The organism is Lentzea sp. NEAU-D7 (assembly GCF_026242055.1).
Classification (GTDB): domain Bacteria; phylum Actinomycetota; class Actinomycetes; order Mycobacteriales; family Pseudonocardiaceae; genus Lentzea.
In genome coordinates this window covers 134,080-153,920 of sequence record NZ_JAPJDL010000020.1, presented here as the reverse complement: position 1 = coordinate 153,920, position 19,841 = coordinate 134,080, and the positions used below count along the sequence as shown (strand labels likewise).

The window sequence follows — 19,841 nt, the reverse complement described above, 5'->3', positions numbered from 1 at the left end:
GAGGGCAGTGCGACGGGCGGCGTACTGCGCACGGGCGGTCGTTACGCAACGATGACGTCGCACGAACGTCCCCATGAGACCCGTCGGGAAGGCTGGAGGGCATGCCGCGCGTACTGCTGATCGAGGACGACGAAGCGGTCCGCGAGGGACTGTCGCTCGCCCTGACCTACCAGGGCCACACCGTGGACGCGGTGCGCACGGGCGAGGAAGGCCTCGAACTGCTCGGCAGCGTCACGCCGGACGTCGTCGTGCTGGACCTGATGCTGCCGGGCGTGGACGGGTTCGAGGTGTGCCGTCGCATCCGCGCCTCCGGCGACCTCCCGATCATCATGCTGACCGCGCGCAACGACGACATCGACGTGGTCGCGGGCCTGGAGGCCGGCGCCGACGACTACGTGGCCAAGCCGGCCCAGGCCCGTGTGCTGGAGGCCCGCATCCGCGCCGTGCTGCGCCGTTCGTCCGCCTCCGTCACCGAGGTCGTGGCCGAGCGCCACGGCGACCTGACGATCGACCGCGAGGGCCTCGTCGTGACGCGGTTCGGCAAGCCCGTCTCGTTGGCGCCGACGGAACTGCGGCTGCTGCTCGAGCTCTCCTCCTCGCCCGGCCGCGTGATGTCACGACAGCAGTTGCTGGGTTCTGTGTGGGACCAGGGCTACCTCGGCGACTCGCGGCTGGTCGACGCGTGCGTGCAGCGGCTGCGGTCGAAGATCGAGGACGATCCGGCGGCGCCCGTGTACGTCCAGACCGTGCGGGGCTTCGGCTACCGGTTCGGACCGCTGTGACGCTCCGGCTGCGGCTGCTTCTCGCGTTCGCCCTGCTGACCGTCGTGACCGCCGCGGCCGTCGCCGGCGCGGGGTACGTGCGAGCGCGCGACGCGATCGTGCAGCGCGCCCAGGACAACGCCGTCATCGAGACCACGAACCGCGTCGAGCAGCTCTACCCGCTGCCCGCGCGGCCGGTGGACGTCGAGGTCCTGGAACGGGTCGCCGCCCGCGTCTCCGGGCGCGAAGGCCAGGCCTTGGCCTACGGCAACGGAACCGCCGCCGGCGGCATGAACCCGTCCGTGATCACGCCGGAGCTGCGTTCGCTCGTGTCGACCGGACGCGTCGGCTGGCAGCGCGTGTCGTACGCGGACGGTGTCTGGCTCGTCGTGGGAATGCAGCTGCGGGTGGCTTCCGGTACCCCGTCGGGCATCGAGGTGTACGTGCTGCGGCCGTTCACGTCGGAGGTCGAGTTCGTCGACGAACTGGCGCGCAACGCGTGGCTGATCGGCGGCGCCGTGCTGCTCCTGGCTCTGGGACTGGGTTTCCTGGCGGCGCGCGGCGTGCTGCGCCCCGTGCGGGAGCTGCAGCTGGCCGCCTGGAAGCTCGGCCAGGGCGACCTCTCCGCACGGGTGCCGGTGCGCGGGCGCGACGAGCTGGCCTCCGTCGCGTCGACGTTCAACAGCACCGCTTCCTCGCTGGAACACCACGTCGGCGAGCTGCGGCGGATGGAGGCCGACGCGCGGAGGTTCGTGGCGGACGTGTCGCACGAGCTGCGAACTCCGCTGGCCGCGATGACGGCCGTGACCGACGTGCTGGACGCTGAGACCGCGTCGCTGCCGGGCGTGGCGGGGCAGGCGGCGCGGCTGGTGAACCGGGAGACGCTGAACCTGACAAGGCTGGTGAACGACCTGATCGAGGTCACCCGGTTCGACTCGGGGACGGCGGCTCTCGCGCTCGACGACGTCGACGTGGCCGAGGTGGTGCGGACGTGCCTGCGGATGCGCGGCTTCTCGGACGTGTCCGCGTCGCTGCCGGACGGGGTGCGCGCCCGGCTGGACCCGCGGCGGCTGGACGTGATCGTGGCGAACCTGGTCGGCAACGCGCTGCGGCACGGTTCGCCGCCGGTGTCGGTCGCGCTGTCGGTATCGGAGACCTCGCTGGTGATCGAGGTGGCGGACTCCGGGCCCGGTCTGCCCGACGAGGTCCTGCCGCACGTGTTCGCGCGGTTCTACAAGGCCGACTCGTCGCGGGGGCGGTCGGAGGGCTCGGGACTCGGGCTGGCGATCGCGTGGGAGAACGCACGGCTGCACGGCGGCACGCTGGAGGCGGCCAACCGGCCGGGTGGCGGTGCTCTGTTCACGCTGCGGCTGCCGCTGGACGGTGCGTCGTGAGGCCGAAAACTGTCGGTGCCGCCTGGGAGAATGGAATCAGGGGGACCCCCTGGAGGGGACCCCTGCGTGAGCTTGGGCTCGCGGTGCTCGTCCTCGCCGTCCTCACCGCGTGCGGCATCCGCCCCACCGACCCGATCCCCGGCCTCGAAGCGCCCACCGGCCCCGTCGAGAACACCTCGCCGTCGCTCTACTGGGTCTCGGCTGGAGGCGGGGTGGTCCCCGTCGGGCGGACGGAGGGCAGCCTGAGCGGGTTCGACGTCGTGGCGTTGCTGGCGCAGGGCCCCACCAACGCGGAGCAGAGCCGCGGGTTGTTCACCGAGGTGCCGCTCGACGCCGCGCCGGCCACCGTGGACCGGGTCGCCAACGGCCTCGACGTGAACCTCTCGAGCGACGTCTCGCAGCTCAGCGCCTCCGCCGTGCAGCAGATCGTCTGCACGTTGCTCGCCGTCCAACCGGTCGGCACGGTGAACCTGCGCGGGGGCGGTCATTCGCTGGAGTTCCAGAAGTGCGCTTGAATCGGGCCGTGCACGTCTACTCCATCCCGATGCGCGTCCGGTTCCGCGGCATCACCCAGCGCACCGGCCTGCTGTTCGAAGGACCGGCCGGATGGGGCGAGTTCTGCCCGTTCGAGGAGTACGACGACGCCGAGGCCGCGGCCTGGCTCGCGTGCGCGCTGGAGGCCGCGAACGAGGGCTGGCCGGCGCCGGTGCGGGACCGCGTCCCCGTCAACTGCACGGTGCCCGTGGTCGGCCCGGAGAAGGCGCACGAGATCGTGGCGAGGTCGGGCTGCTCGACGGCCAAGGTGAAGGTCGCCGAGTCGACGCTGGAAGAGGACTGCGCGCGCCTCGAAGCGGTGCGCGACGCGCTGGGGCCTCGGGGCGCGGTCCGGGTCGACGCGAACATGCTGTGGGACGTCGACACGGCCGTCGCGGCGATCAAGGCCATGGACAGGGCCGCCGGGGGCCTCCAGTACGTGGAACAGCCGTGCCACACGCTGGACGAGCTCGCGGCCGTCCGCCGACGGGTCTCCGTGCCGATCGCCGCGGACGAGTCGATCCGCAAGGCCGAGGATCCGCTCAGGGTGGCCGTGTCCGGGGCCGCGGACATCGCGGTGATCAAGGTGGCGCCGCTCGGAGGCGTGCGGAAGGCGCTGGAGGTGGCCGAGGCGTGCGGGCTGCCGTGCGTGGTGTCGTCGGCGCTGGAGACCTCGGTCGGGATGGCGGCCGGGGTGGCCCTGGCGGCGGCACTGCCCGAGCTCGACTACGCGTGCGGGCTGGCGACGTTGCCGCTGCTGGACGGCGATGTCACGAGCGATTCGCTCGTGCCCGTGGACGGCTACTTGCCGGTGCTGGCGAAACCACCCGTTCCGGACCGCGTCGGGGAGTTCGAGAGCGACGCGCTCACGCAGGCTTGGACCGACCGGTACGACAGGGTGCTCAGCAAGCTCAATAGTTGATCGACCGACCTATACGATCCGGGCCATGGGCCAGTCGATCTCGTTCGCCGACACCAACTTCAAGCTCGCCGTAGTCCACGAGCTGATGTACAACCAGGGCCTCCTGCCGAAGTTCAGGTTGACCACGTACGCCGCCGAGCAGGGCTTCACCTACGACCCCTGGGGCGTCGAGGCGGTGCCGGAGGCCCTGGCCTACTTCGAGGCGCTCGAGGTCCCCGCCGAGCTCGCGGAGAAGATCACCGAGATCGAGATGGACGGCGGCAACCAGATCTACCTCGAGATCGCGCCGGGGTGGGACGGCGAGGACGACCTGTTCGACGTCGACGAGTTCGCCGACCTGCGGCACTTCCCCAACCTCAAGTCGATGACGCTGCTCTACACCGGCAACGAGGAGGCGCTGAAGATGCTGCGTGCCCGCGGGATCGACGCGGACTGGGTCTAAGGCTTGCCCCGGGCCAAGCCCTGCTCGGCCGCGCCCAGGCTGAACACGATCCCCTCGGTCCGGTTGATCGCCTCGGTCCGCCGCGCGGTGGGCGGCACCCTGGTCAGGTCCACCAGCCGGATGGGCGGCCCCAGCTCCACCAGGGTGGGCGTGTAGGAGGCCTCGACCACGGACCAGCCGGAGGGTCCCTGCTCGAACCTGAACCGCGCGACGACCCCCTCCTCGGTGACGCCGCGGGGTTCGGCGTGCCGGGCGACCTCGTTGCCGAGCCCGTACGCCACCCACTTGTTGCCGATCTTCTCGAACGGCTGCACCACGTGCACGTGCGTCCCGATGATCAGGTCCAGGGCCGGGTCGGCGAGCAGCTGCCGGGCCAGCGCCTTCTGGTCGGCGGTCGCCTCGTGCTGGTACTCGTTGCCCCACTGCACGGACAGCACGACGACCTCGGCGCCGGCGGCGCGCGCGGCCCGTGCGTCGGCCAGGATCTTGGCCGCGTTGATCTGGTTCGCGCGCCACGGCTGGGGCAGCGGGATGCCGTTGAAGCCGTAGGTGAACGACAGCTGCGCCACCTTCACGCCGTTCGCGTCCAGGATCAGCGGGGCCGCCGATTCCTCCTGCGTGCGGAACGAGCCGGTGTGCTTCAGGCCGACGGCGTCCATCGCGTCCAGCGTCGTCGTGATCGCCGAGACACCGCGGTCCAGCGTGTGGTTCGAGGCCGTCGAGCACGAGTCGTAGCCCACGTCGACCAGGCCCTTCGCGACCTCGGGCGGGGCCAGGAAGGCCGGGTAGCCGAAGAACGGCCCCTCCTTCGGGCCCAGCGGCACCTCGAGGTGGCACAGCGAGAGGTCGGCCTTCAAGGTCTCCTTGATGCCCGAGAACAACGGCAGGTAGTCGCGCCCGGCCGCGCCTCCGTCGGCGACCGCCTGGTCGGTCAGCGCCGGGTGGATCAGGACGTCCCCGCCGGCGGTGAGCACGAAGGAACGCGCCGGAGGCGGTCCCTGGGAGGTCGACGCCGGCGGCGGGGGCGCCGAGGTGACGACGACGGGCGAGCCGGTGCACGCGGACAGCAGCAAGCCGGTGGCCAGCACCAACGCCGGCCACCGGACCGCAGGCCTCAGCGCTGCCGCCTGCGTCGCAGGACCACCAACAGCACGACCGCCAGCGCTGCCACCGCGACGGGCAGCACGCGCTTCAACACCGGAACGCCTGCCGTGTCGATCAGATCGATCGGCTCGTCGGGTACCACTCGGAGATGCTGCTGTTGTGCCACCTCGTCAGGATCCACGGATCCCAGCGTGCTCGCCAGGCATTCCGCGAACTGGTCGACGAGCCTGCCGCTGACCTCGGCGATCAGGCCGCGACCGAGCTGGGCCGGACGGCCCGTGACCGACAGGTCGGTCTCGACCTCGACCGAGTCGCCGACCACGAAGGTCACCACGGCCGACGCCGTGCCGTTGCCGCGGGCGTCCTTGCCCGCGGCTTTCATGACGGCACGGCGCAGCACCGGGTCGATCTCGACGAACTCGCCGCTCCCCCGGTACAGCAGCTGCACCGGGCCGAGCTTCACCTTGACCTCCCCGCTGAACGTCTTGCCGTCCACCGAGGTCAGGGTGGCGCCGGGCAGGCACGGCGCCACCCGCTCGGGGTCGATCAGCGCCTCCCACACCTCCTCGGCGGGCGCCGGCGACGTGAACGAGTGCGTCAGCTTCATCCCGCGACCGCCGCGGTCAGCGCACGGCCGGTCAGCACCCGAGCCAGGTTGTCCTTGTACCCGTCACCCGAGGACGCGCGCAGGGCCGCCTCCGAGATCGCCTCGGACGACGGCGGCTGCCCGATCAGGGCCTCCTCCACCCCGGTGGCGCGCACCGGCCCGGACCCCACGTTGGTGAGGCCCACCCGAGCGGCGGAGATCGTGCCGTCGCGCACCTGCACGGCCGCCGCGACCGCGACGATCGACCAGGCCTGCGCGACGCGGTTGAGCTTCTCGTAGTGCGCACCCCAGCCGGTGTACTTCGGCACGCGGACGTCGACCAGGATCTCGTCGGCTGCCAGCGCCGTCGTGAAGTAGTCGACGAAGAACTCCGCCGCGGGCACCTCACGACGGCCAGAAGGCCCAGCGATGATCATCACGGCGTCCAGGGCGAGCACCGGCGCCAGGAGGTCGCCCGCCGGGTCCGCGTGGCACAGCGAGCCGCCGAACGTGCCGCGGTGCCGGATCTGCGGGTCCGCGATCGTGTCCGTGACCAGGCGCAGCAACAGCGCGTGGTCCTGGACCAGATGATCGCGCTGCACCTCGTAATGCGTGGTCATGGCACCTATGAGCAACGAGTCGCCGTCGTCGCGCACGCCCGTCAGCTCGGTCAGGCCGCCGATGTCGATCAACGCGGTGGGCGCCGCCAGCCGCATGCGCAGCACCGGCACGAGCGACTGCCCGCCCGCGATGACCTTGGCGTCCTCGCCCTCCTCGGCGAGCATCCGCACGGCTTCGTCCACAGTGGACGGGAACAGGTACTTGAACTCCGCCGGGATCACGACTGCCCTCCCTGCGCGTCGATCGAGCCGAGCCCACCTGCGGCCACGTCGCCCGCACCGGGGTCCGGACGCCCCTGCAGCGCGGTCCACACCCGTTCCGGCGACATGGGCATCTCGATGTCCCGGACGCCCAGGTGCCGCACGGCGTCCAGCACGCTGTTCACCACGGCGGGCGTCGAGGCGATCGTGCCCGCCTCACCGACTCCCTTGGCGCCCAACGGGTTGGAGGTCGCCGGCGTGGTCGTGCGGTCCGTGAGGAACGCCGGCAGGTCCGCCGCGCAGGGCAGGAGGTAGTCGGCGAACGTCGCCGTCGTCAACGTGCCCATCTCGTCGTGCGTGGCCTCTTCGTACAACGCCTGCGCGATGCCCTGCGCGAGACCGCCGTGCACCTGGCCGTCGACGATCAGCGGGTTCATGACCGTGCCCACGTCGTCCACGGCCACGTACCGGCTGATGCGCACCATGCCCGTCTCGGTGTCGACTTCCGTTGCGCACAGATGGGTTCCGTGCGGGAACGAGAAGTTGTCCGGGTCGAACGTTGCGTCGGCGTCCATGCCGGGTTCCATGCCCTCGGGCAGGTCGTGCGCGACGTGCGCGGCCAGCACCACGTCGCCCAGCGAACGGACCGTCGACGTGCCGCGCACGGAGAACGAGCCGGAGGCGAACTCCACGTCCGCCTCGTCGCACTCCATCATGTGCGCGGCCAGCGTCCGCGCCTTGGCCAGCACCTTGTCCGCCGCGTGCACCAGGGCCGTGCCGCCGACCGCCAGGGACCGCGACCCGTAGCTGTCCATGCCCTTGTGCGACGTCGCCGTGTCTCCGTGCAGCACCTCGACGTCCTCGAACGGCACGCCGAGCTTGTCGGCGACGATCTGCGACCACACCGTCTCGTGGCCCTGCCCGTGCGGCGAGGTGCCGGTGATGACCTCGACCTTGCCGGTGGGCAGCATGCGGATCGACGCGGTCTCCCAGCCGCCCGCGGCATAACGCAGAGCGCCCAGCACGCGGGACGGCGCGAGGCCGCACATCTCGGTGTAGGTGGAGATCCCGATGCCGAGCTGCACCACATCACCCGAGGAACGACGCCGCGCCTGCTCCTCGCGCAGCTCGTCGTACCCGAACAGTTCCATCGCGCGAGCCGTCGCGGCCTCGTAGTTCCCGGAGTCGTAGGTGAGCCCGGCGACCGTGTTGAACGGGAACTCCTCGTGCTTGATCCAGTTCATCTCTCGGATCTTCATCGGCTCCATGCCGAGCTCGACCGCCAGCTCGTCCATCATCCGCTCGATCGCGAACGTGGCCTCGGGCCGTCCGGCGCCGCGGTAGGCGTCCGTGGGCACCTTGTTCGTGAACACGTTGGTGCACACGAACCGGTAGGCGGCGAACTTGTAGATCGAGTTGAACATGAACGCGCCCAGGATCGGCACACCCGGAGTGACCAGGCGCAGGTAGGCGCCCATGTCGGCGAGCAGTTCGACCTTCAGGCCGGTCACGGTGCCGTCGCGGCGGGCGGACAGCGTGATCTTCTGGATCTGGTCGCGGCCGTGGTGCGCGGACAGCATCGACTCGGTGCGCGACTCCGTCCACTTCACCGGGCGGCCCATGCGGCGGGCGACCAGCAGGCACAGCAGCTCCTCCGGGGTGACCTGGAGCTTGCCGCCGAACCCTCCGCCGACGTCGGGCGCGATCACGCGGAGCTTGTGCTCGGAGATGCCCGTGACGGCGGACAGCATCCAGCGCAGGATGTGCGGGATCTGCGTCGCCGACCAGACGGTGAACATGCCCGCTGTCGTGTCCACGACGACCGACCGCGGTTCCATGAACGCCGGGATCAGCCGCTGCTGCCGGAACGTCCGCTCGATCACGACCTCGGCGGACGCGATCTCGTCCTCGACGTTCGTCCCCACCCCGGCCTCGGCGGAGTCGAAGATCCACGTCGCGCACTTGTTCGTGCCGAGATCGGGGTGCACCAGATCGTTGTCCCGCAAGGCTTCTTCCATGTCGAGCACGACCGGGAGGTCCTCGTAGTCGACGTCGATCGCCTCCAGCGCGTCCGCGGCGTGGTAGGCGCTGTCGGCGATCACCAGGGCGACGGCCTCACCGGCGAAGTTGACCTGGTCCACGGCCATCGCGGGCGCGGGCGGCGACTTCATGTCCTCGGTGATCGGCCACGCGCACGGCAGGGAGCCCTGCTCGGCGGCGAAGTCCTCACCGGTCAGCACCACGGCCACACCGGGCATCGCCGTCGCGCGGCTGACGTCGATGTTCGTGATGCGGGCGTGGGCGACGGGACTGCGCAGCACCGCCATGTGCAGCATGCCGGTCAGCTGGAGGTTGTCGGTCCACCTCGTCTGGCCGGTGATCAGCCGGGCGTCCTCCTTGCGGAGCCGGGCCTTGCCGATCTCCGGTTCGGCTGTGGCGGTCATTCGCCACCTACCGGCTGCTTGGAACTGACGTGCTCGTCGCTGTGCTGTTCCTGCTTCGGGCCCGCGCCCGGTTTCATCCGCTGGGCGGCGTCCTGGACCGCGCGCACGATGTTCTGGTAGCCCGTGCAGCGGCAGAGGTTGCCCTCCAGGCCCTTGCGCACGGTCTCGTCGTCGGGATCGGACTCGTCGGCGAGCAGGTCGATGGCCTGCATGATCATTCCGGGGGTGCAGAAACCGCACTGCAACGCGTGGTTGGACCGGAAAGCCTCCTGCACGGGATGCAGCTTGCCGTCGCGAGCGAGGCCTTCGATCGTGGTGACCTCATGTCCGTTCGCTTGCACGGCCAGCATCTGGCAGGACTTCACGCTGTGGCCGTCGAGGTGAACGGTGCAGGCGCCGCAGTTGCCGGTGTCGCAACCGACCACGGTGCCGGTCTTGCTCAATCGCTCCCGTAGGTAGTGCACGAGCAGGAGGCGGGGTTCGACCTCGTCGGCGTATGTCACTCCGTCGACGTTGACCGAGATGTGCATTGACCCCTCCCAGGATGGTGGGCCTTAAGTGACGAGGGTCACTCCAGCTTGCTCCCTGTTTGCGGGTTCAACAACCCGATCAGTGATGAATCGGTTCACCAAGATCGACGAGACGACGGCCGGATCCCTTCCACCGCAAGGAGATGATCTCGGCCGCGATCGACACCGCCGTCTCCTCCGGCGTCCGCGCGCCCAGGTCCAGGCCGATCGGCGAGGCCAGCCCCGACAGCTCGCCCTCGGTCAGACCCGCCTCCCGCAACCGCTGCAGGCGGTCTTCGTGCGTGCGGCGGGACCCCATCGCACCGACGTACCCGACCTTGAGCCGCAACGCGACCTCCAGCAGCGGAACGTCGAACTTCGGGTCGTGGGTCAGCACGGCGATGACCGTGCGTTCGTCGAGCTTGGACGCCTCGGCCTGCAGGTACCGGTGCGGCCAGGCGACGACGACCTCGTCCGCCTCGGGGAACCGGCTGCGCGTGGCGAACACCGGTCGCGCGTCGCAGACGGTGACGCGGTAGCCGAGGAACGCGCCGAGCCGGGCCATCGCCGCGGCGAAGTCGATCGCTCCGAACACGAGCATGCGCGGCGGCGGTTCGAACGAGTTCACGAAGACGCTCATGCCCTCGCCGCGCCGCTGACCGTCCGGCCCGTACCGCAGCACGCCGCTCCGCCCTGAAGCCAGCATCCCGCGCGCGTCGTCCGCGACGGCGTCGTCGATCCTCGAAGACCCGAGGCTGCCGTCGCGGCGGTCGGGCCAGACGACCATGCGCCGCCCGATGCCGTCCGGGTGCTCGACGACCGTCGTGACGGCCACCGGTTCCTCCGCGCGCACCGCCTCCACCACCTCGGCGAGCTGGGGGAACGTCTCGGCGTTGATCTTCTCGACGTAGATGTCGATGATGCCGCCGCAGGTCAGCCCTACCGCGAACGCGTCGTCGTCGCTGACCCCGTACCGCTGCAGCACCGGCTCGGCGGTCTCCTGCGCGAGCTCGTACACCGCGCCCTCGACACAGCCGCCGGACACGCTGCCGACCGCCTCGCCGTCCTGCGTCACGAGCATCGCCGCACCCGCGGGCCGGGGCGCCGAGCTGAAGGTCGCGACCACCGTGCCGACCCCGACCGTCTCGCCGTTCGCGACCCGTTCGGCGAGGTCGTACAGGACATCACGCACGGCGCACCTCCTTCAGCAGTTCTTCCAACGCGTGCACGCTGTGGCCCGCGACCATCGTGTCGACGTGCGGGAGCGCCGCCAGCACACCCCGCTGGACGGGCCGGTAGCCGGGCTTGCCCGCGTGCGGGTTGGCCCAGATGACCTTGTGGCTCACGCGTCCCAGCCTCGCCATCTCGGCCGCCAGCAGGCTCGGGTCGCCGCGTTCCCAGCCGTCGCTGAACAGCACGACCACCGCACCCCGCTGCCGCCACTGCTGGTTGAACCGCCGCAGCGCGTCACCGAGCCGGGTGCCGCCCTCGTAGTCGGGGATCGCCCGGCCGGCGGCCCGCAGCGCCCGGTCCGGGTCGCGTTCCCGGAGCTGACGGGTCACGCGGGTCAGCCGGGTGCCGATCGTGCGGACCTCGACGGGCATCGCGTGGGCGACGACGTGCGCGAACCTCAGCAGCGCGTCCGAGTAGGCGGCCATCGAGCCGGAGACGTCGATCAGCAGCACCAGCCGGCGTGGTTTCGAGCCCCGCCGGCGGTGGCGCGGCAGGGCGATCTCGCCGCCGGTCGCGATCATCGCGCGCACCGTCCGGGCCAGGTCCATCCGGCCGCGACGGGCCTTGCGGAGCCGGCGCGACCGCCTGCGCGGCGGGAGCGGGTTCAGCCGGGCGATCAGCGGCGCCGCGTCGAACTCGGAGATGTCCTTGTGCTTCAGCACTTCCACGTCGGACGCGGCCACGCCGACCGTCATCGAGTCGAACTCGACCTTCGTCCGCGAACGGGGCGGGGTGCCGCCGAAGTACGCCCGGTACGCGGCGTCGTAGCGCGGCAGGTCGTCCGGGTCGGCGCACAGCGTGAGGCGCCCGGCCCAGTAGAGGTCGACGTGCTCGGTGGCCCGCAGGAACGCCTGCACGCGGTCGGGCCCGCACTGCAGTCCGGCGCCCCGCAGGACGCGCGTGAACCCGACGCAGGCTTCCGTCACCCCACGATTGTGCTCCCGAGCACGCGTTCCGCGTCCTCCCGGTACTTCAGGACCGCGCCGAGGGTCGTCGCGTCCGGTTCCGCACGCCCCAGCGCCTGCAGCGCCCGCGCCCAGTCCAGCGACTCGGCGACGCCCGGCGGCTTCAGCAGGTCGAGCCCCCGCATCTTCCGCACGGCCTCCGCGACCCGGACGGCGAGCCGTTCGTCGATGCCGGGCAGGGTGCGGCGCAGGATCGCGACCTCGCGCTCCAGCGACGGGTGCTCCAGCCAGTGGTAGAGGCAGCGGCGCTTCAACGCGTCGTGCACCTCGCGGGTCCGGTTCGAGGTCAGCACGGTCAGCGGGGGCGTCGTCGCCCTGATCTCGCCGAACTCGGGGATGCTGACCGCGTTCTCGGACAGCACCTCCAGCAGGAACGCCTCGAACTCGTCGTCCGCCCGGTCGATCTCGTCGACGAGCAGCACGCACGGCGCGCTCTCCAGCGCCTGAAGCAGCGGCCTGGCCAGCAGGAACCGCCGCGTGTAGAGGGACGCCTCGTCCACCTCGCCGCGTGTCTCCAGCACGCGCAGGTGCATGAGCTGACGCGGGTAGTCCCAGTCGTACAGGGCCTGCGTGGCGTCGATGCCCTCGTGGCACTGCAGGCGGATCAGCGGCACGTCCATCGACTTGGCCAGCGCGAGCGCGAGCGAGGTCTTGCCGGTGCCGGGCTCGCCTTCGAGGAACAGCGGCCGCCCCATCCGGACCGCGAGGAACGCCGCCGTGGCGATCCCGCCGTCCGGCAGGTACCCCGCGCCGTCGAGCCCCGACGCAAGCTCCTCAGGGGACTGCATGGGCCTCAGGGTACGACTAACCTGGGCGGATGGGGTCGATCAAGAAAGTCCAGATCACGTTCGACTGCGCGGAACCCGTGCGCGTCGCCGAGTTCTGGAGCCAGGTGCTCGGGTACGACGCTCCGCCGGAGAGCGACGGTTCGTGGTCCGCGGTCGCCGACCCGACGGGCGAGGGCCCGCGGTTCTACTTCCAGCGCGTTCCCGAGAGCAAGGTCGTCAAGAACCGCGTGCACGTCTGCGTGCGGGCGGGCACCGGGCTCGTCGGTGCGGAACGCCTCGCCGCGCTCCAGGCCGAGCGTGCCCGGCTGGAGGCGATCGGCGCGGTGTGCGTGCGCGTGATGGAGGCCGACGGGGAGAACGAGTCCTGCATCGTGATGCAGGACGTCGAGGGCAACGAGTTCTGCCTCGACTGAAACCCTGGTGTCACCACCCCGGATCAGGGTCGGGTTCGGGGTGGTCACCGATGTGCCGGAGCCCGGAACCGGCGAATCTTGGTGCATGACGAACAACGTGCTCAACGACGCGACAGCCCAGGTCAAGAAGCTCCGCAGGAGCCGCAGCGACAAGATGCTCGCCGGTGTCTGCGGCGGCGTCGCCAAGATGATCGGGGTGGACGCCGCGATCCTGCGGATCATCCTGGTGGCGGCGACGCTGCTCGGGTTCGGCACCGGAGCCCTCCTCTACGTCGCCGCCTGGATCCTCATGCCCGAGGAAGACGCCGCGATGTGATCACCGCGGGAAACCGGGAACACCGGGCAGTCGCTGCCAGGGGTGGGGACCGTTGAGGGGCCGGTACTCCACCCCCAGGGCGTCGAGCCTGGGGAGGTGGTGCTCCTCGAGCCGCCGCACGAACCCGGGATCCTTCTCCGCCGGGGACCACACGACCTCGGCGAACGCGGCCAGCCTCGGGAACGCCGCGTAGTCCACCCGCCGGGCCGAGTCGAGGTGCTCGGTCCAGATGTTCGCCTGCGCGCCCAGCAGCCGTCCGGGCTCCTCGCCCGTGAGGCCTTCGGGCACCGGCTCCCACGCGTAGACGTCCTCCAGCGTCGTCACCGTTCCCACCGGAATCGGTTCGTCGGGCGAGTCCGACTGCCGGTAGTCCAGGTACACGTGCTGCTCAGGGCACATGACCACGTCGTGGCCCTCACCGAGCGCCGTGATGCCGCCCTCGACGCCGCGCCACGACGCGACGACCGTGCCGGCGGGCAGCGGACGGGCGTCCAGGACCTCGTCCCAGCCGTACGGCCGCCGGCCCTTGCTCACGATGTGCTCCGCGACGGCCCGGACGAGCACGCCGTCCTCGTGGCCGGGCGCCTCGTCGCCGCCGAGCCCGATGATCTCCGACGGGAAGACGTCCATCAGCTCGTCGAACACGTTCCGGTAGAAGTCCACTGTGGACTCGTCGGTGTTGAGCACGCGCTCGTTGACGCCCCAGTCGGTCCAGACGCCACCGCCGTGCACGCCCAGTTCCGGATAGGCCGCGATCGCCGCCTGCGAGTGGCCGGGGATGTCGATCTCCGGGATCACCGTGACATGCCGCGCCCGTGCGTACTCGACGATCTCCCGCAGGTCCTCCTGCGTGTAGAAACCGCCGTGCGGACGACCTTTCATGCCCGCGGAACGCCGGTCGCCGAACCTCGAGTCCTCCCGCCACGACCCGACCTCGGTGAGCTTCGGGTAGCGCTTCACCTCGAAGCGCCAGCCCTGGTCGTCGGTGAGGTGCAGGTGCAGGACGTTGAGCTTGTGCACCGACAGCAGCTCGACGTAGCGCAGCACCTCCCGCTTGGGCAGGAAGTGCCGCGAGACGTCGAGCATCACGCCACGCCACTCGAACCGCGGGTGGTCGACGACCTCGCACGCGGGGATGACGGACGGTTTCTCCCCCGCGGCCCGGAACGCCTGGGCGCCGAGCAGTTGCCGCAACGTCTGCAACGCGTTCATCTCGCCGGCCGCGTCGCTGGCCTCGATCAGCACACCGTCGTCGGACGAGAGCAGCCGGTAGCCGCCGGGAGGGCCGTCGACGAGGACGGTCTCCCAGCCCTTGTACTCGCAGAGCCTTCCACCGTCCATGTAGGACACCGGGCGTGGCAGCAGGTTCATCCCTTCACCGCCCCCGCGAGGCCGGACACGAGCCGGCGCTGCACGAGCACGAAGAAGATCAGCACAGGAATGGTCATCAGGGTGGAGCCCGCCATGATCGCGCCCCAATCGTTCTGGTCGGGTTTGACGAACACCTGGAGAGCCAGCGGCAGGGTCTGGTTCTCCACGGCCGAGATGATGAACGTCTTGGCGAACAGGAAGTCGTTCCAGGCGTGGATGAACGACAGCACCGACGTCGCCACCAGGCCGGGCGCGACGAGCGGGAACAGCACCTGCCACAGGAACCGGAACCTCGAGGCGCCGTCCAGGGTGGCGGCCTCCTCCAGTTCCACCGGCACCGCGGCGACGAAGCCCCGCAGCATCCAGATGGCGAAGGGCAGGCTGAAAGCGAGGTGCACGAGCACGAGCGAGCCGAGGTGGTTCAGGCCGAAGACCGGAACGCTGTCACCGACGGACCGCATCAGGAAGAACAGCGGCACGGTCAGCGCCTCGACCGGCACCATCTGCACGACCAGCAGCATGATCAGCAACGTCGTGCGGCTGCGGAACCGGAAGCGGGTCAGGGCGGTCGCCGCGAGGAACGAGATCAGGATGCTCAGTGCGACCACGATCAACGCGACGATGATGCTGTTCATGAAGTAGCGCCCGAAGTTCGCGACGGTCAGCGCCCGCGTGAAGCTGTCGAGCGTCGGCCGCGTCGTCCAGGGCACCGGGTCGGCCGAGATGATCTCGTCCTCCGGCTTGAACGCGGACAGCACCATCCAGAACAGCGGGAACGCCACCACGGCGGCGATGATGAGGACGAGGCCCTCGGTCAGCCAGCGCTTCACAGGACCTCCCCCGACCGCCGCAGCGCGCGGAGGTAGAACATCGTGATTCCCAGCAGCAGCACGGTCATCACGACACCGATGGCCGCGCCCAGGCCGTACTCCGACGCCGCGAACGCCTGCTGGTAGGCGTAGACGTTGAGCACGAGGTTGCGCCCGGCGATGCCGCCGCCGTTCGTCATCACGTAGATCTGCGTGAAGACCTTGAAGTCCCAGATGATCGACTGGATCGTCACCACGAGGATGATCGGCTTCAGCAACGGGAGCGTGACGCTCCACGCCGTGCGGAACGCCGACGCGCCGTCCAGTGCCGCGGCCTCCAGCACCTCGCCCGGAATCGCCTTGATGCCCGCGAAGAGCGTCACCATGACGAACGGGAACGAGCACCAGATCACCTGTGCCGCGACGAGCCCGAACGCCGTCCACTTGTCGAACGTCCAGGAGAAGCCCTGGATGCCCAGGACCTCGTTCACGAACCCGAAGTTCGCGTCGAACAGGAAGAGCCAGATCGTCGAGCCGGCGACGGCGGGCGTGGACCACGCGCCGAGCGCCGCCAGGAACAACGTCATCCGGACCCAGGTGCGGACCCTCGTGGCGAGGATCGCGAGAAAAGCGCCCACTAGCAACGTGCCGACCACGCAGACCGCCGCGAAGGCGACGGTCTGCCCGAGCACACCCCAGAACTGCTGGTTGCCCAGCAGGTTCTGGTAGTTCCCGAGACCGAGGAACTCGAGCGGCGCGCCGCCGCTGACCTGTTCCTGGCCGTAGTCGTAGAGCGAGATGAGCACCAGCTGGTAGATCGGGTAGGCCAGCAGGCCCCCGAGGACCAGCAGCGCTGGAGCCAGGTAGGCGAACGCGGTCCGCCCCTGGCCTTTGGCGGTCATGCTCACGACGTGAAGGCCGCGTTCATCGTCTTGGCGGCGTCCGCGGTGGCCGTGTCGACGTTCTTCGCGCCGGTGACGATCTCCTGGAGCATCGTCGGCACCACGGTCTGCGCCTCGATCTTCGCCCACGCCGGCGTGACGGGGACGAACTTCGTGCCGGACTGCAGCGTCTTCGTGAACGGCTCCAGGAACTTGTCGGACTCCGCGACCTGCTTCTGCACGTCGGTGAACGTCGGCAGGTTGCCCATCGCCGCATACATCTTCTGCTGGTACTTCTTCGACGCGAGCAGCTGCGTGAACTCGTTGGCGAGCGTCTTGCGCTGCGTGCCCTTCATGACGCCGAGCAGGTTGCCGCCGGCGAACGCGGGCGCGACCGAGCCCTTGGTCTTGCCGGGCAGCGGCACGACGCCGTACTTGCCGGCCGCGCTGGACGCGTCGACCGACTTGCGGTTGAAGTCGCCGCCGATGGTCATCGCGGCCTTGCCCGCGCGGAACGCCTCGACGCTCGCGTCACCGCCGTTGCCCGCGCAGGTGGCGGGCGGGCAGATGTCGTCCTTGATCAGCTCGGTGTACTTGGCGACACCGGCCCTGGACTCGGCGCTGTCGATCGCGGCGGTGAACTTGCCACCGTCGGACTTGGCGATCTCCCCGCCCTGCGCCCAGATGAACGGCAGCGCGGCGAACAGGTACTTGCCGCCGGCGGAGATGCCGATCAGCTCCGGCTTGCGCTGCCGGATCTCACGGGCGAGCGGCGCGATCTCGTCCAGCGTCGTCGGCGGCTTGAGGCCGAGCTCGGTGAACACGTCCGTGCGGTAGTACAGCGCGCGCACGCCGACGAACCACGGCACGCCGTACGTCTTGCCGTCGACCTTGGCCGTGTCGAGGATCGTCGGAACCAGGTCCTTCGACTCGTCCCACTTGCTCAGGTCGAGCTCGGAGAACCCGCCCGCGGAGACGTAGCCCGCCAGGTCGGTGTTGCCGAACTCGGCGACGTCCGGGGCGCTCTTCGGGTCGCTGAAGGCGGCCTTGAAGCGCTCCGCCCGGCTGGACACCTGGATGTACTGCACGTCGACGGTGACGCCGCTGTGCTTGCCCTGGAACTCGGAGATGGCCTCTTTGACCACCGCCTCCTTCGGGCCGCGGTTGACCTCGTCGAACAGCCAGACCCGCAGCTGTCCCGTCTGCTCGTCCGTGCCCGAGCTCGTCGGACCTGACTGCACCGGTGCGCAGGCGACCACCGCGCCCACGCCCAGCACGGCCACAAGTGCCTTCAGCCTCATCGCGCCCTCCGCATTGCATATAGTGCAACAGCCATTTCACATGGAGCAACGTGACTGTAGAACGGCGAAGGGCAAGGGTCTAGACCAGACGATTGACCCATTCCCGAACTGATGCCGAATCGACAGGTGAGTCCCATCCGGACGGACGGACCGCGCTGCCGACGTGAAACCCGTTCACGCCCGCGACCAGGAGCTCCGGGACGTGCCGGGCCTGCAGGCCGCCGCCGACGAGCAGCGCGGGCGGGGCCTGGGTGACGAGCTTCTTCAGGTTCTCGATGCCGTCCTCCACCCCCTTCGCGCTGCCGGCGGCGAGCACGGTGTCGCACCCGAGGGCCTGCACGGCCGCCCAGGACCGGAAGACGTCGTTGGAGTTGTCGAGCGCGCGGTGGAAGGTCCAGGCGCACCCCTCCAGCTCGGCGGCGAGGTTGAGCGTGACGCCCTCGTCGATCTCCCCTCCCGCGTCGAGGAACCCGAGGACGAACTCCTCGGCGCCGGCCTCCCTGAGCTCGGCCGCCCTCCGGCGCAGCTCCTTCAGGTCGCCGGGCGCGAACCCCTTGGCGTCCCTGAGCATCACGCGGATCGGGATGTCGACGGCCGCGAGGACCTCTTTGAAGGTGGCGACCGACGGCGTGAGGCCGTCCGAGGCCATGTCGGCGACCAGTTCGAGCCGGTCGGCGCCGCCCGCCTGTGCGGCCTCGGCGTCCTGCGCGTCCAGTGCGATCACTTCGAGAATCGGCATGGTCTAGACCATAACGGTCTTCGTCATGTGCTTTCGCGAATCGGGAGCGCGCGGGCCCTTCGGTGCGTCGGAGGCTGTATCTGCTCGCCTGAGTTCCGCTCTTCCTTGATGAGCGCTTGGTTCAGGCGTGGAGCGCGCGTCAGCCGGTTCGAGGGGTGCCGGCCGGGGCGAGCTCCCACCACTGGCGGCCCGTGACTCGGAGGGGGATTCACGGGCCGCTGGCATGCCCAGAGGAAGATGAGGGACATCCTGGCGGCGATACTGCTCCAATCGAGTGAATTTGGTATCTACCGCCCAGTTAGCCCTTCATGAGTTGGCGGACGGCGCTGACAGGGCGGCCGATCGGAGGTGCTGCATGGACGAGCTGCACACGGCGGATGACCGTCCGCCGTGGGACGGGCTTGAAGGCACCGAACGGCACGCGGTCTGCGTGGCGGCGGCACGCGAGGGCAACCGCCACGCGCTGGACGTCCTGGTGACGGAACTGACCCCGCTGCTGTGGCACGTGGCGCGCGGTCAGGGCCTCGACCGAGCCGCCGCGGAGGACGTCGTGCAGACCGTGTGGCTCGCGTTCTTGAAGAACATCGAGAACATCAACGAGCCAAAAGCCCTGGTGGGGTACCTGGTTGTCACGACGAGGCGTGAAGCACGCCGAACTTGGACACCCAACAAGCGGGAAACACACCTGTCCGACGAATACGCCGAACAGCTCGAGTCCGACACCGGCCTGCCCGAGGACGTGACGCTTCTGGACGACCGCGACCGCCGCCTGTGGCTCGCGTTCGGCCGCCTGACCACGAGGTGCCAGGAACTGCTGCGACTCACCGTGCTCGCGGGCCGCGCCGAGTACCGGGCAGTCGCCGAGGCACTGGCCATGCCCCACGGCAGCATCGGTCCGACCAGGGGACGGTGTCTGACTCTGCTGCGCAACTACCTGGAGACGGAAGGAGGATCGCGGTGACCGAGATCGACCCGCGCGACGACCGCAGGGGCCCCGAGGACACCGCAGTCCTCTCCGAACTGAACAGGCTCGTGGACGAACTGGACCCGCCGCCCGCCGACCTGGTGGACCGCGTGAAGTTCGCGATCGCCCTGGAGTCCCTGGACGTCGAGGTCGCCCGGTGGGAACGCGCCGGCTCGTTCGCCGGGGTCCGGGGCGGGCAGACCGGCACGATCACCTTCACCGTGGACAACCTGACGCTGATGGTGAACTTCACCTCGACCGGGTCGCGGCACCGCATCGACGGGTGGCTGGTGCCGGCCGGGGAGCACGAGGTCGAGGTCCGGGTGGCCGATCACCAGTCGTCCTGCACGCGGGCTGACGACGGCGGGCGGTTCGTGCTGCCGGACGTGCCGGCCGGGACGACGCAGATCCTGGTGCACCTGGTGAATTCACGCGGGGAGCCCGGACGGACCGTGGTCACGCCCACGATCATGCTTTGATTTTCTGCTTTCCACGGCGGCTTTAGGCGGATTACTGGGGTCCTGGGGTTTTCCACGCGTTCACT

At 70.0% G+C, this 19,841-nt stretch carries 22 protein-coding genes; 9 read left to right on the top strand and 13 right to left on the bottom strand.

Annotation, left to right across the window (positions count from 1 at the left end):
* Positions 1–101: 101 nt before the first annotated feature.
* The 5 genes from ORI60_RS33515 (at position 102) to ORI60_RS33495 (ending at position 4,053) form a co-directional block, all read left to right on the top strand.
* Positions 102–782 (top strand): response regulator transcription factor, encoded by a 681-nt coding sequence (locus tag ORI60_RS33515; RefSeq protein WP_266042003.1) that lies wholly within the window; start codon positions 102–104, stop codon positions 780–782.
* Positions 779–2,155 carry an ATP-binding protein gene (locus ORI60_RS33510; RefSeq protein ID WP_266042002.1) on the top strand — a complete coding sequence of 459 codons (1,377 nt, stop codon included), beginning with the start codon at positions 779–781 and terminating at the stop codon, positions 2,153–2,155. Before ORI60_RS33515 ends, ORI60_RS33510 begins: the two co-directional genes overlap by 4 nt.
* 83 nt (positions 2,156–2,238) lie before the next feature.
* A complete protein-coding gene (locus ORI60_RS33505; protein WP_266042001.1) occupies positions 2,239–2,670 on the top strand; it encodes a GerMN domain-containing protein in 432 nt (143 codons plus the stop codon).
* Between the two features lie 8 nt (positions 2,671–2,678).
* The gene (locus ORI60_RS33500) at positions 2,679–3,611 is read left to right on the top strand and encodes an o-succinylbenzoate synthase (RefSeq protein WP_266042000.1); all 933 of its coding nucleotides are present in this window, start codon (positions 2,679–2,681) and stop codon (positions 3,609–3,611) included.
* Positions 3,612–3,636: 25 nt separating this feature from the next.
* On the top strand, positions 3,637–4,053 hold the full coding sequence (locus tag ORI60_RS33495) for a DUF6892 domain-containing protein (RefSeq protein WP_266041999.1): 417 nt from the start codon (positions 3,637–3,639) through the stop codon (positions 4,051–4,053).
* Here the strand turns inward: ORI60_RS33495 and ORI60_RS33490 are convergent.
* The 8 genes from ORI60_RS33490 to ORI60_RS33455 form a co-directional block, all read right to left on the bottom strand.
* On the bottom strand, positions 4,050–5,141 hold the full coding sequence (locus ORI60_RS33490) for a CapA family protein (protein WP_266041998.1): 1,092 nt from the start codon (positions 5,139–5,141) through the stop codon (positions 4,050–4,052). The genes ORI60_RS33495 and ORI60_RS33490 overlap by 4 nt on opposite strands.
* A 26-nt stretch (positions 5,142–5,167) precedes the next feature.
* Positions 5,168–5,764 (bottom strand): SRPBCC family protein, encoded by a 597-nt coding sequence (locus ORI60_RS33485; RefSeq protein ID WP_266041997.1) that lies wholly within the window; start codon positions 5,762–5,764, stop codon positions 5,168–5,170.
* Complete coding sequence (locus tag ORI60_RS33480; RefSeq protein WP_266041996.1) at positions 5,761–6,585, bottom strand: FAD binding domain-containing protein; 825 nt, start codon at positions 6,583–6,585, stop codon at positions 5,761–5,763. Before ORI60_RS33480 ends, ORI60_RS33485 begins: the two co-directional genes overlap by 4 nt.
* On the bottom strand, positions 6,582–9,008 hold the full coding sequence (locus ORI60_RS33475) for a xanthine dehydrogenase family protein molybdopterin-binding subunit (RefSeq protein WP_266041995.1): 2,427 nt from the start codon (positions 9,006–9,008) through the stop codon (positions 6,582–6,584). The genes ORI60_RS33480 and ORI60_RS33475 overlap by 4 nt, the downstream gene beginning before the upstream one ends.
* Positions 9,005–9,538: a (2Fe-2S)-binding protein gene (locus ORI60_RS33470; protein WP_266041994.1), complete on the bottom strand. Its 534-nt coding sequence runs from the start codon at positions 9,536–9,538 to the stop codon at positions 9,005–9,007. Before ORI60_RS33470 ends, ORI60_RS33475 begins: the two co-directional genes overlap by 4 nt.
* A gap of 79 nt (positions 9,539–9,617) precedes the next feature.
* Complete coding sequence (locus tag ORI60_RS33465) at positions 9,618–10,709, bottom strand: XdhC family protein (RefSeq protein WP_266041993.1); 1,092 nt, start codon at positions 10,707–10,709, stop codon at positions 9,618–9,620.
* Positions 10,702–11,676 carry a vWA domain-containing protein gene (locus ORI60_RS33460; RefSeq protein WP_266041992.1) on the bottom strand — a complete coding sequence of 325 codons (975 nt, stop codon included), beginning with the start codon at positions 11,674–11,676 and terminating at the stop codon, positions 10,702–10,704. The genes ORI60_RS33465 and ORI60_RS33460 overlap by 8 nt, the downstream gene beginning before the upstream one ends.
* Positions 11,673–12,503, bottom strand: a complete 831-nt coding sequence (locus ORI60_RS33455) for an AAA family ATPase (protein WP_266041991.1) — start codon at positions 12,501–12,503, stop codon at positions 11,673–11,675. The genes ORI60_RS33460 and ORI60_RS33455 overlap by 4 nt, the downstream gene beginning before the upstream one ends.
* 29 nt (positions 12,504–12,532) lie before the next feature.
* Between ORI60_RS33455 and ORI60_RS33450 the strand changes: the two genes are divergently transcribed.
* Positions 12,533–12,916, top strand: coding sequence for a VOC family protein (locus ORI60_RS33450; RefSeq protein WP_266041990.1), 384 nt, complete (start codon positions 12,533–12,535; stop codon positions 12,914–12,916).
* Positions 12,917–13,001: 85 nt separating this feature from the next.
* On the top strand, positions 13,002–13,232 hold the full coding sequence (locus ORI60_RS33445) for a PspC domain-containing protein (protein WP_030480632.1): 231 nt from the start codon (positions 13,002–13,004) through the stop codon (positions 13,230–13,232).
* Here ORI60_RS33445 and ORI60_RS33440 read toward each other — a convergent pair whose 3' ends face one another.
* From ORI60_RS33440 to ORI60_RS33420, 5 genes are all read right to left on the bottom strand, one after another.
* The gene (locus ORI60_RS33440; protein WP_266041989.1) at positions 13,233–14,603 is read right to left on the bottom strand and encodes a beta-N-acetylhexosaminidase; all 1,371 of its coding nucleotides are present in this window, start codon (positions 14,601–14,603) and stop codon (positions 13,233–13,235) included. It abuts the gene before it with no gap.
* Complete coding sequence (locus tag ORI60_RS33435; RefSeq protein ID WP_266041988.1) at positions 14,600–15,433, bottom strand: carbohydrate ABC transporter permease; 834 nt, start codon at positions 15,431–15,433, stop codon at positions 14,600–14,602. Before ORI60_RS33435 ends, ORI60_RS33440 begins: the two co-directional genes overlap by 4 nt.
* Complete coding sequence (locus tag ORI60_RS33430; protein WP_266041987.1) at positions 15,430–16,314, bottom strand: carbohydrate ABC transporter permease; 885 nt, start codon at positions 16,312–16,314, stop codon at positions 15,430–15,432. Before ORI60_RS33430 ends, ORI60_RS33435 begins: the two co-directional genes overlap by 4 nt.
* Before the next feature lie 2 nt (positions 16,315–16,316).
* The gene (locus ORI60_RS33425) at positions 16,317–17,594 is read right to left on the bottom strand and encodes an extracellular solute-binding protein (protein WP_266041986.1); all 1,278 of its coding nucleotides are present in this window, start codon (positions 17,592–17,594) and stop codon (positions 16,317–16,319) included.
* Positions 17,595–17,673: 79 nt separating this feature from the next.
* Positions 17,674–18,333 (bottom strand): copper homeostasis protein CutC, encoded by a 660-nt coding sequence (locus ORI60_RS33420; protein WP_266041985.1) that lies wholly within the window; start codon positions 18,331–18,333, stop codon positions 17,674–17,676.
* 355 nt (positions 18,334–18,688) lie between these two features.
* On the opposite strand from ORI60_RS33420, the gene ORI60_RS33415 reads away from it, so the two are divergent.
* Together ORI60_RS33415 and ORI60_RS33410 are read left to right on the top strand one after the other, a co-directional pair.
* Entirely contained in the window at positions 18,689–19,294 is a 606-nt protein-coding gene (locus tag ORI60_RS33415) for an RNA polymerase sigma factor (RefSeq protein ID WP_030480626.1), read from the top strand.
* Between the two features lie 5 nt (positions 19,295–19,299).
* A complete protein-coding gene (locus ORI60_RS33410; protein ID WP_169746023.1) occupies positions 19,300–19,776 on the top strand; it encodes a carboxypeptidase regulatory-like domain-containing protein in 477 nt (158 codons plus the stop codon).
* The last annotated feature ends 65 nt before the right edge of the window (positions 19,777–19,841 follow it).

Coding starts and splice junctions, on each gene's coding strand:
- ORI60_RS33475 (WP_266041995.1), bottom strand. CDS start 9,008: ATGACCGCCACAGCCGAACCGGAGATCGGCAAGGCCCGGCTCCGCAAG.
- ORI60_RS33515 (WP_266042003.1), top strand. CDS start 102: ATGCCGCGCGTACTGCTGATCGAGGACGACGAAGCGGTCCGCGAGGGA.
- ORI60_RS33485 (WP_266041997.1), bottom strand. CDS start 5,764: ATGAAGCTGACGCACTCGTTCACGTCGCCGGCGCCCGCCGAGGAGGTG.
- ORI60_RS33445 (WP_030480632.1), top strand. CDS start 13,002: ATGACGAACAACGTGCTCAACGACGCGACAGCCCAGGTCAAGAAGCTC.
- ORI60_RS33455 (WP_266041991.1), bottom strand. CDS start 12,503: ATGCAGTCCCCTGAGGAGCTTGCGTCGGGGCTCGACGGCGCGGGGTAC.
- ORI60_RS33425 (WP_266041986.1), bottom strand. CDS start 17,594: ATGAGGCTGAAGGCACTTGTGGCCGTGCTGGGCGTGGGCGCGGTGGTC.
- ORI60_RS33430 (WP_266041987.1), bottom strand. CDS start 16,314: ATGACCGCCAAAGGCCAGGGGCGGACCGCGTTCGCCTACCTGGCTCCA.
- ORI60_RS33440 (WP_266041989.1), bottom strand. CDS start 14,603: ATGAACCTGCTGCCACGCCCGGTGTCCTACATGGACGGTGGAAGGCTC.
- ORI60_RS33450 (WP_266041990.1), top strand. CDS start 12,533: ATGGGGTCGATCAAGAAAGTCCAGATCACGTTCGACTGCGCGGAACCC.
- ORI60_RS33415 (WP_030480626.1), top strand. CDS start 18,689: ATGGACGAGCTGCACACGGCGGATGACCGTCCGCCGTGGGACGGGCTT.
- ORI60_RS33420 (WP_266041985.1), bottom strand. CDS start 18,333: ATGCCGATTCTCGAAGTGATCGCACTGGACGCGCAGGACGCCGAGGCC.
- ORI60_RS33470 (WP_266041994.1), bottom strand. CDS start 9,538: ATGCACATCTCGGTCAACGTCGACGGAGTGACATACGCCGACGAGGTC.
- ORI60_RS33495 (WP_266041999.1), top strand. CDS start 3,637: ATGGGCCAGTCGATCTCGTTCGCCGACACCAACTTCAAGCTCGCCGTA.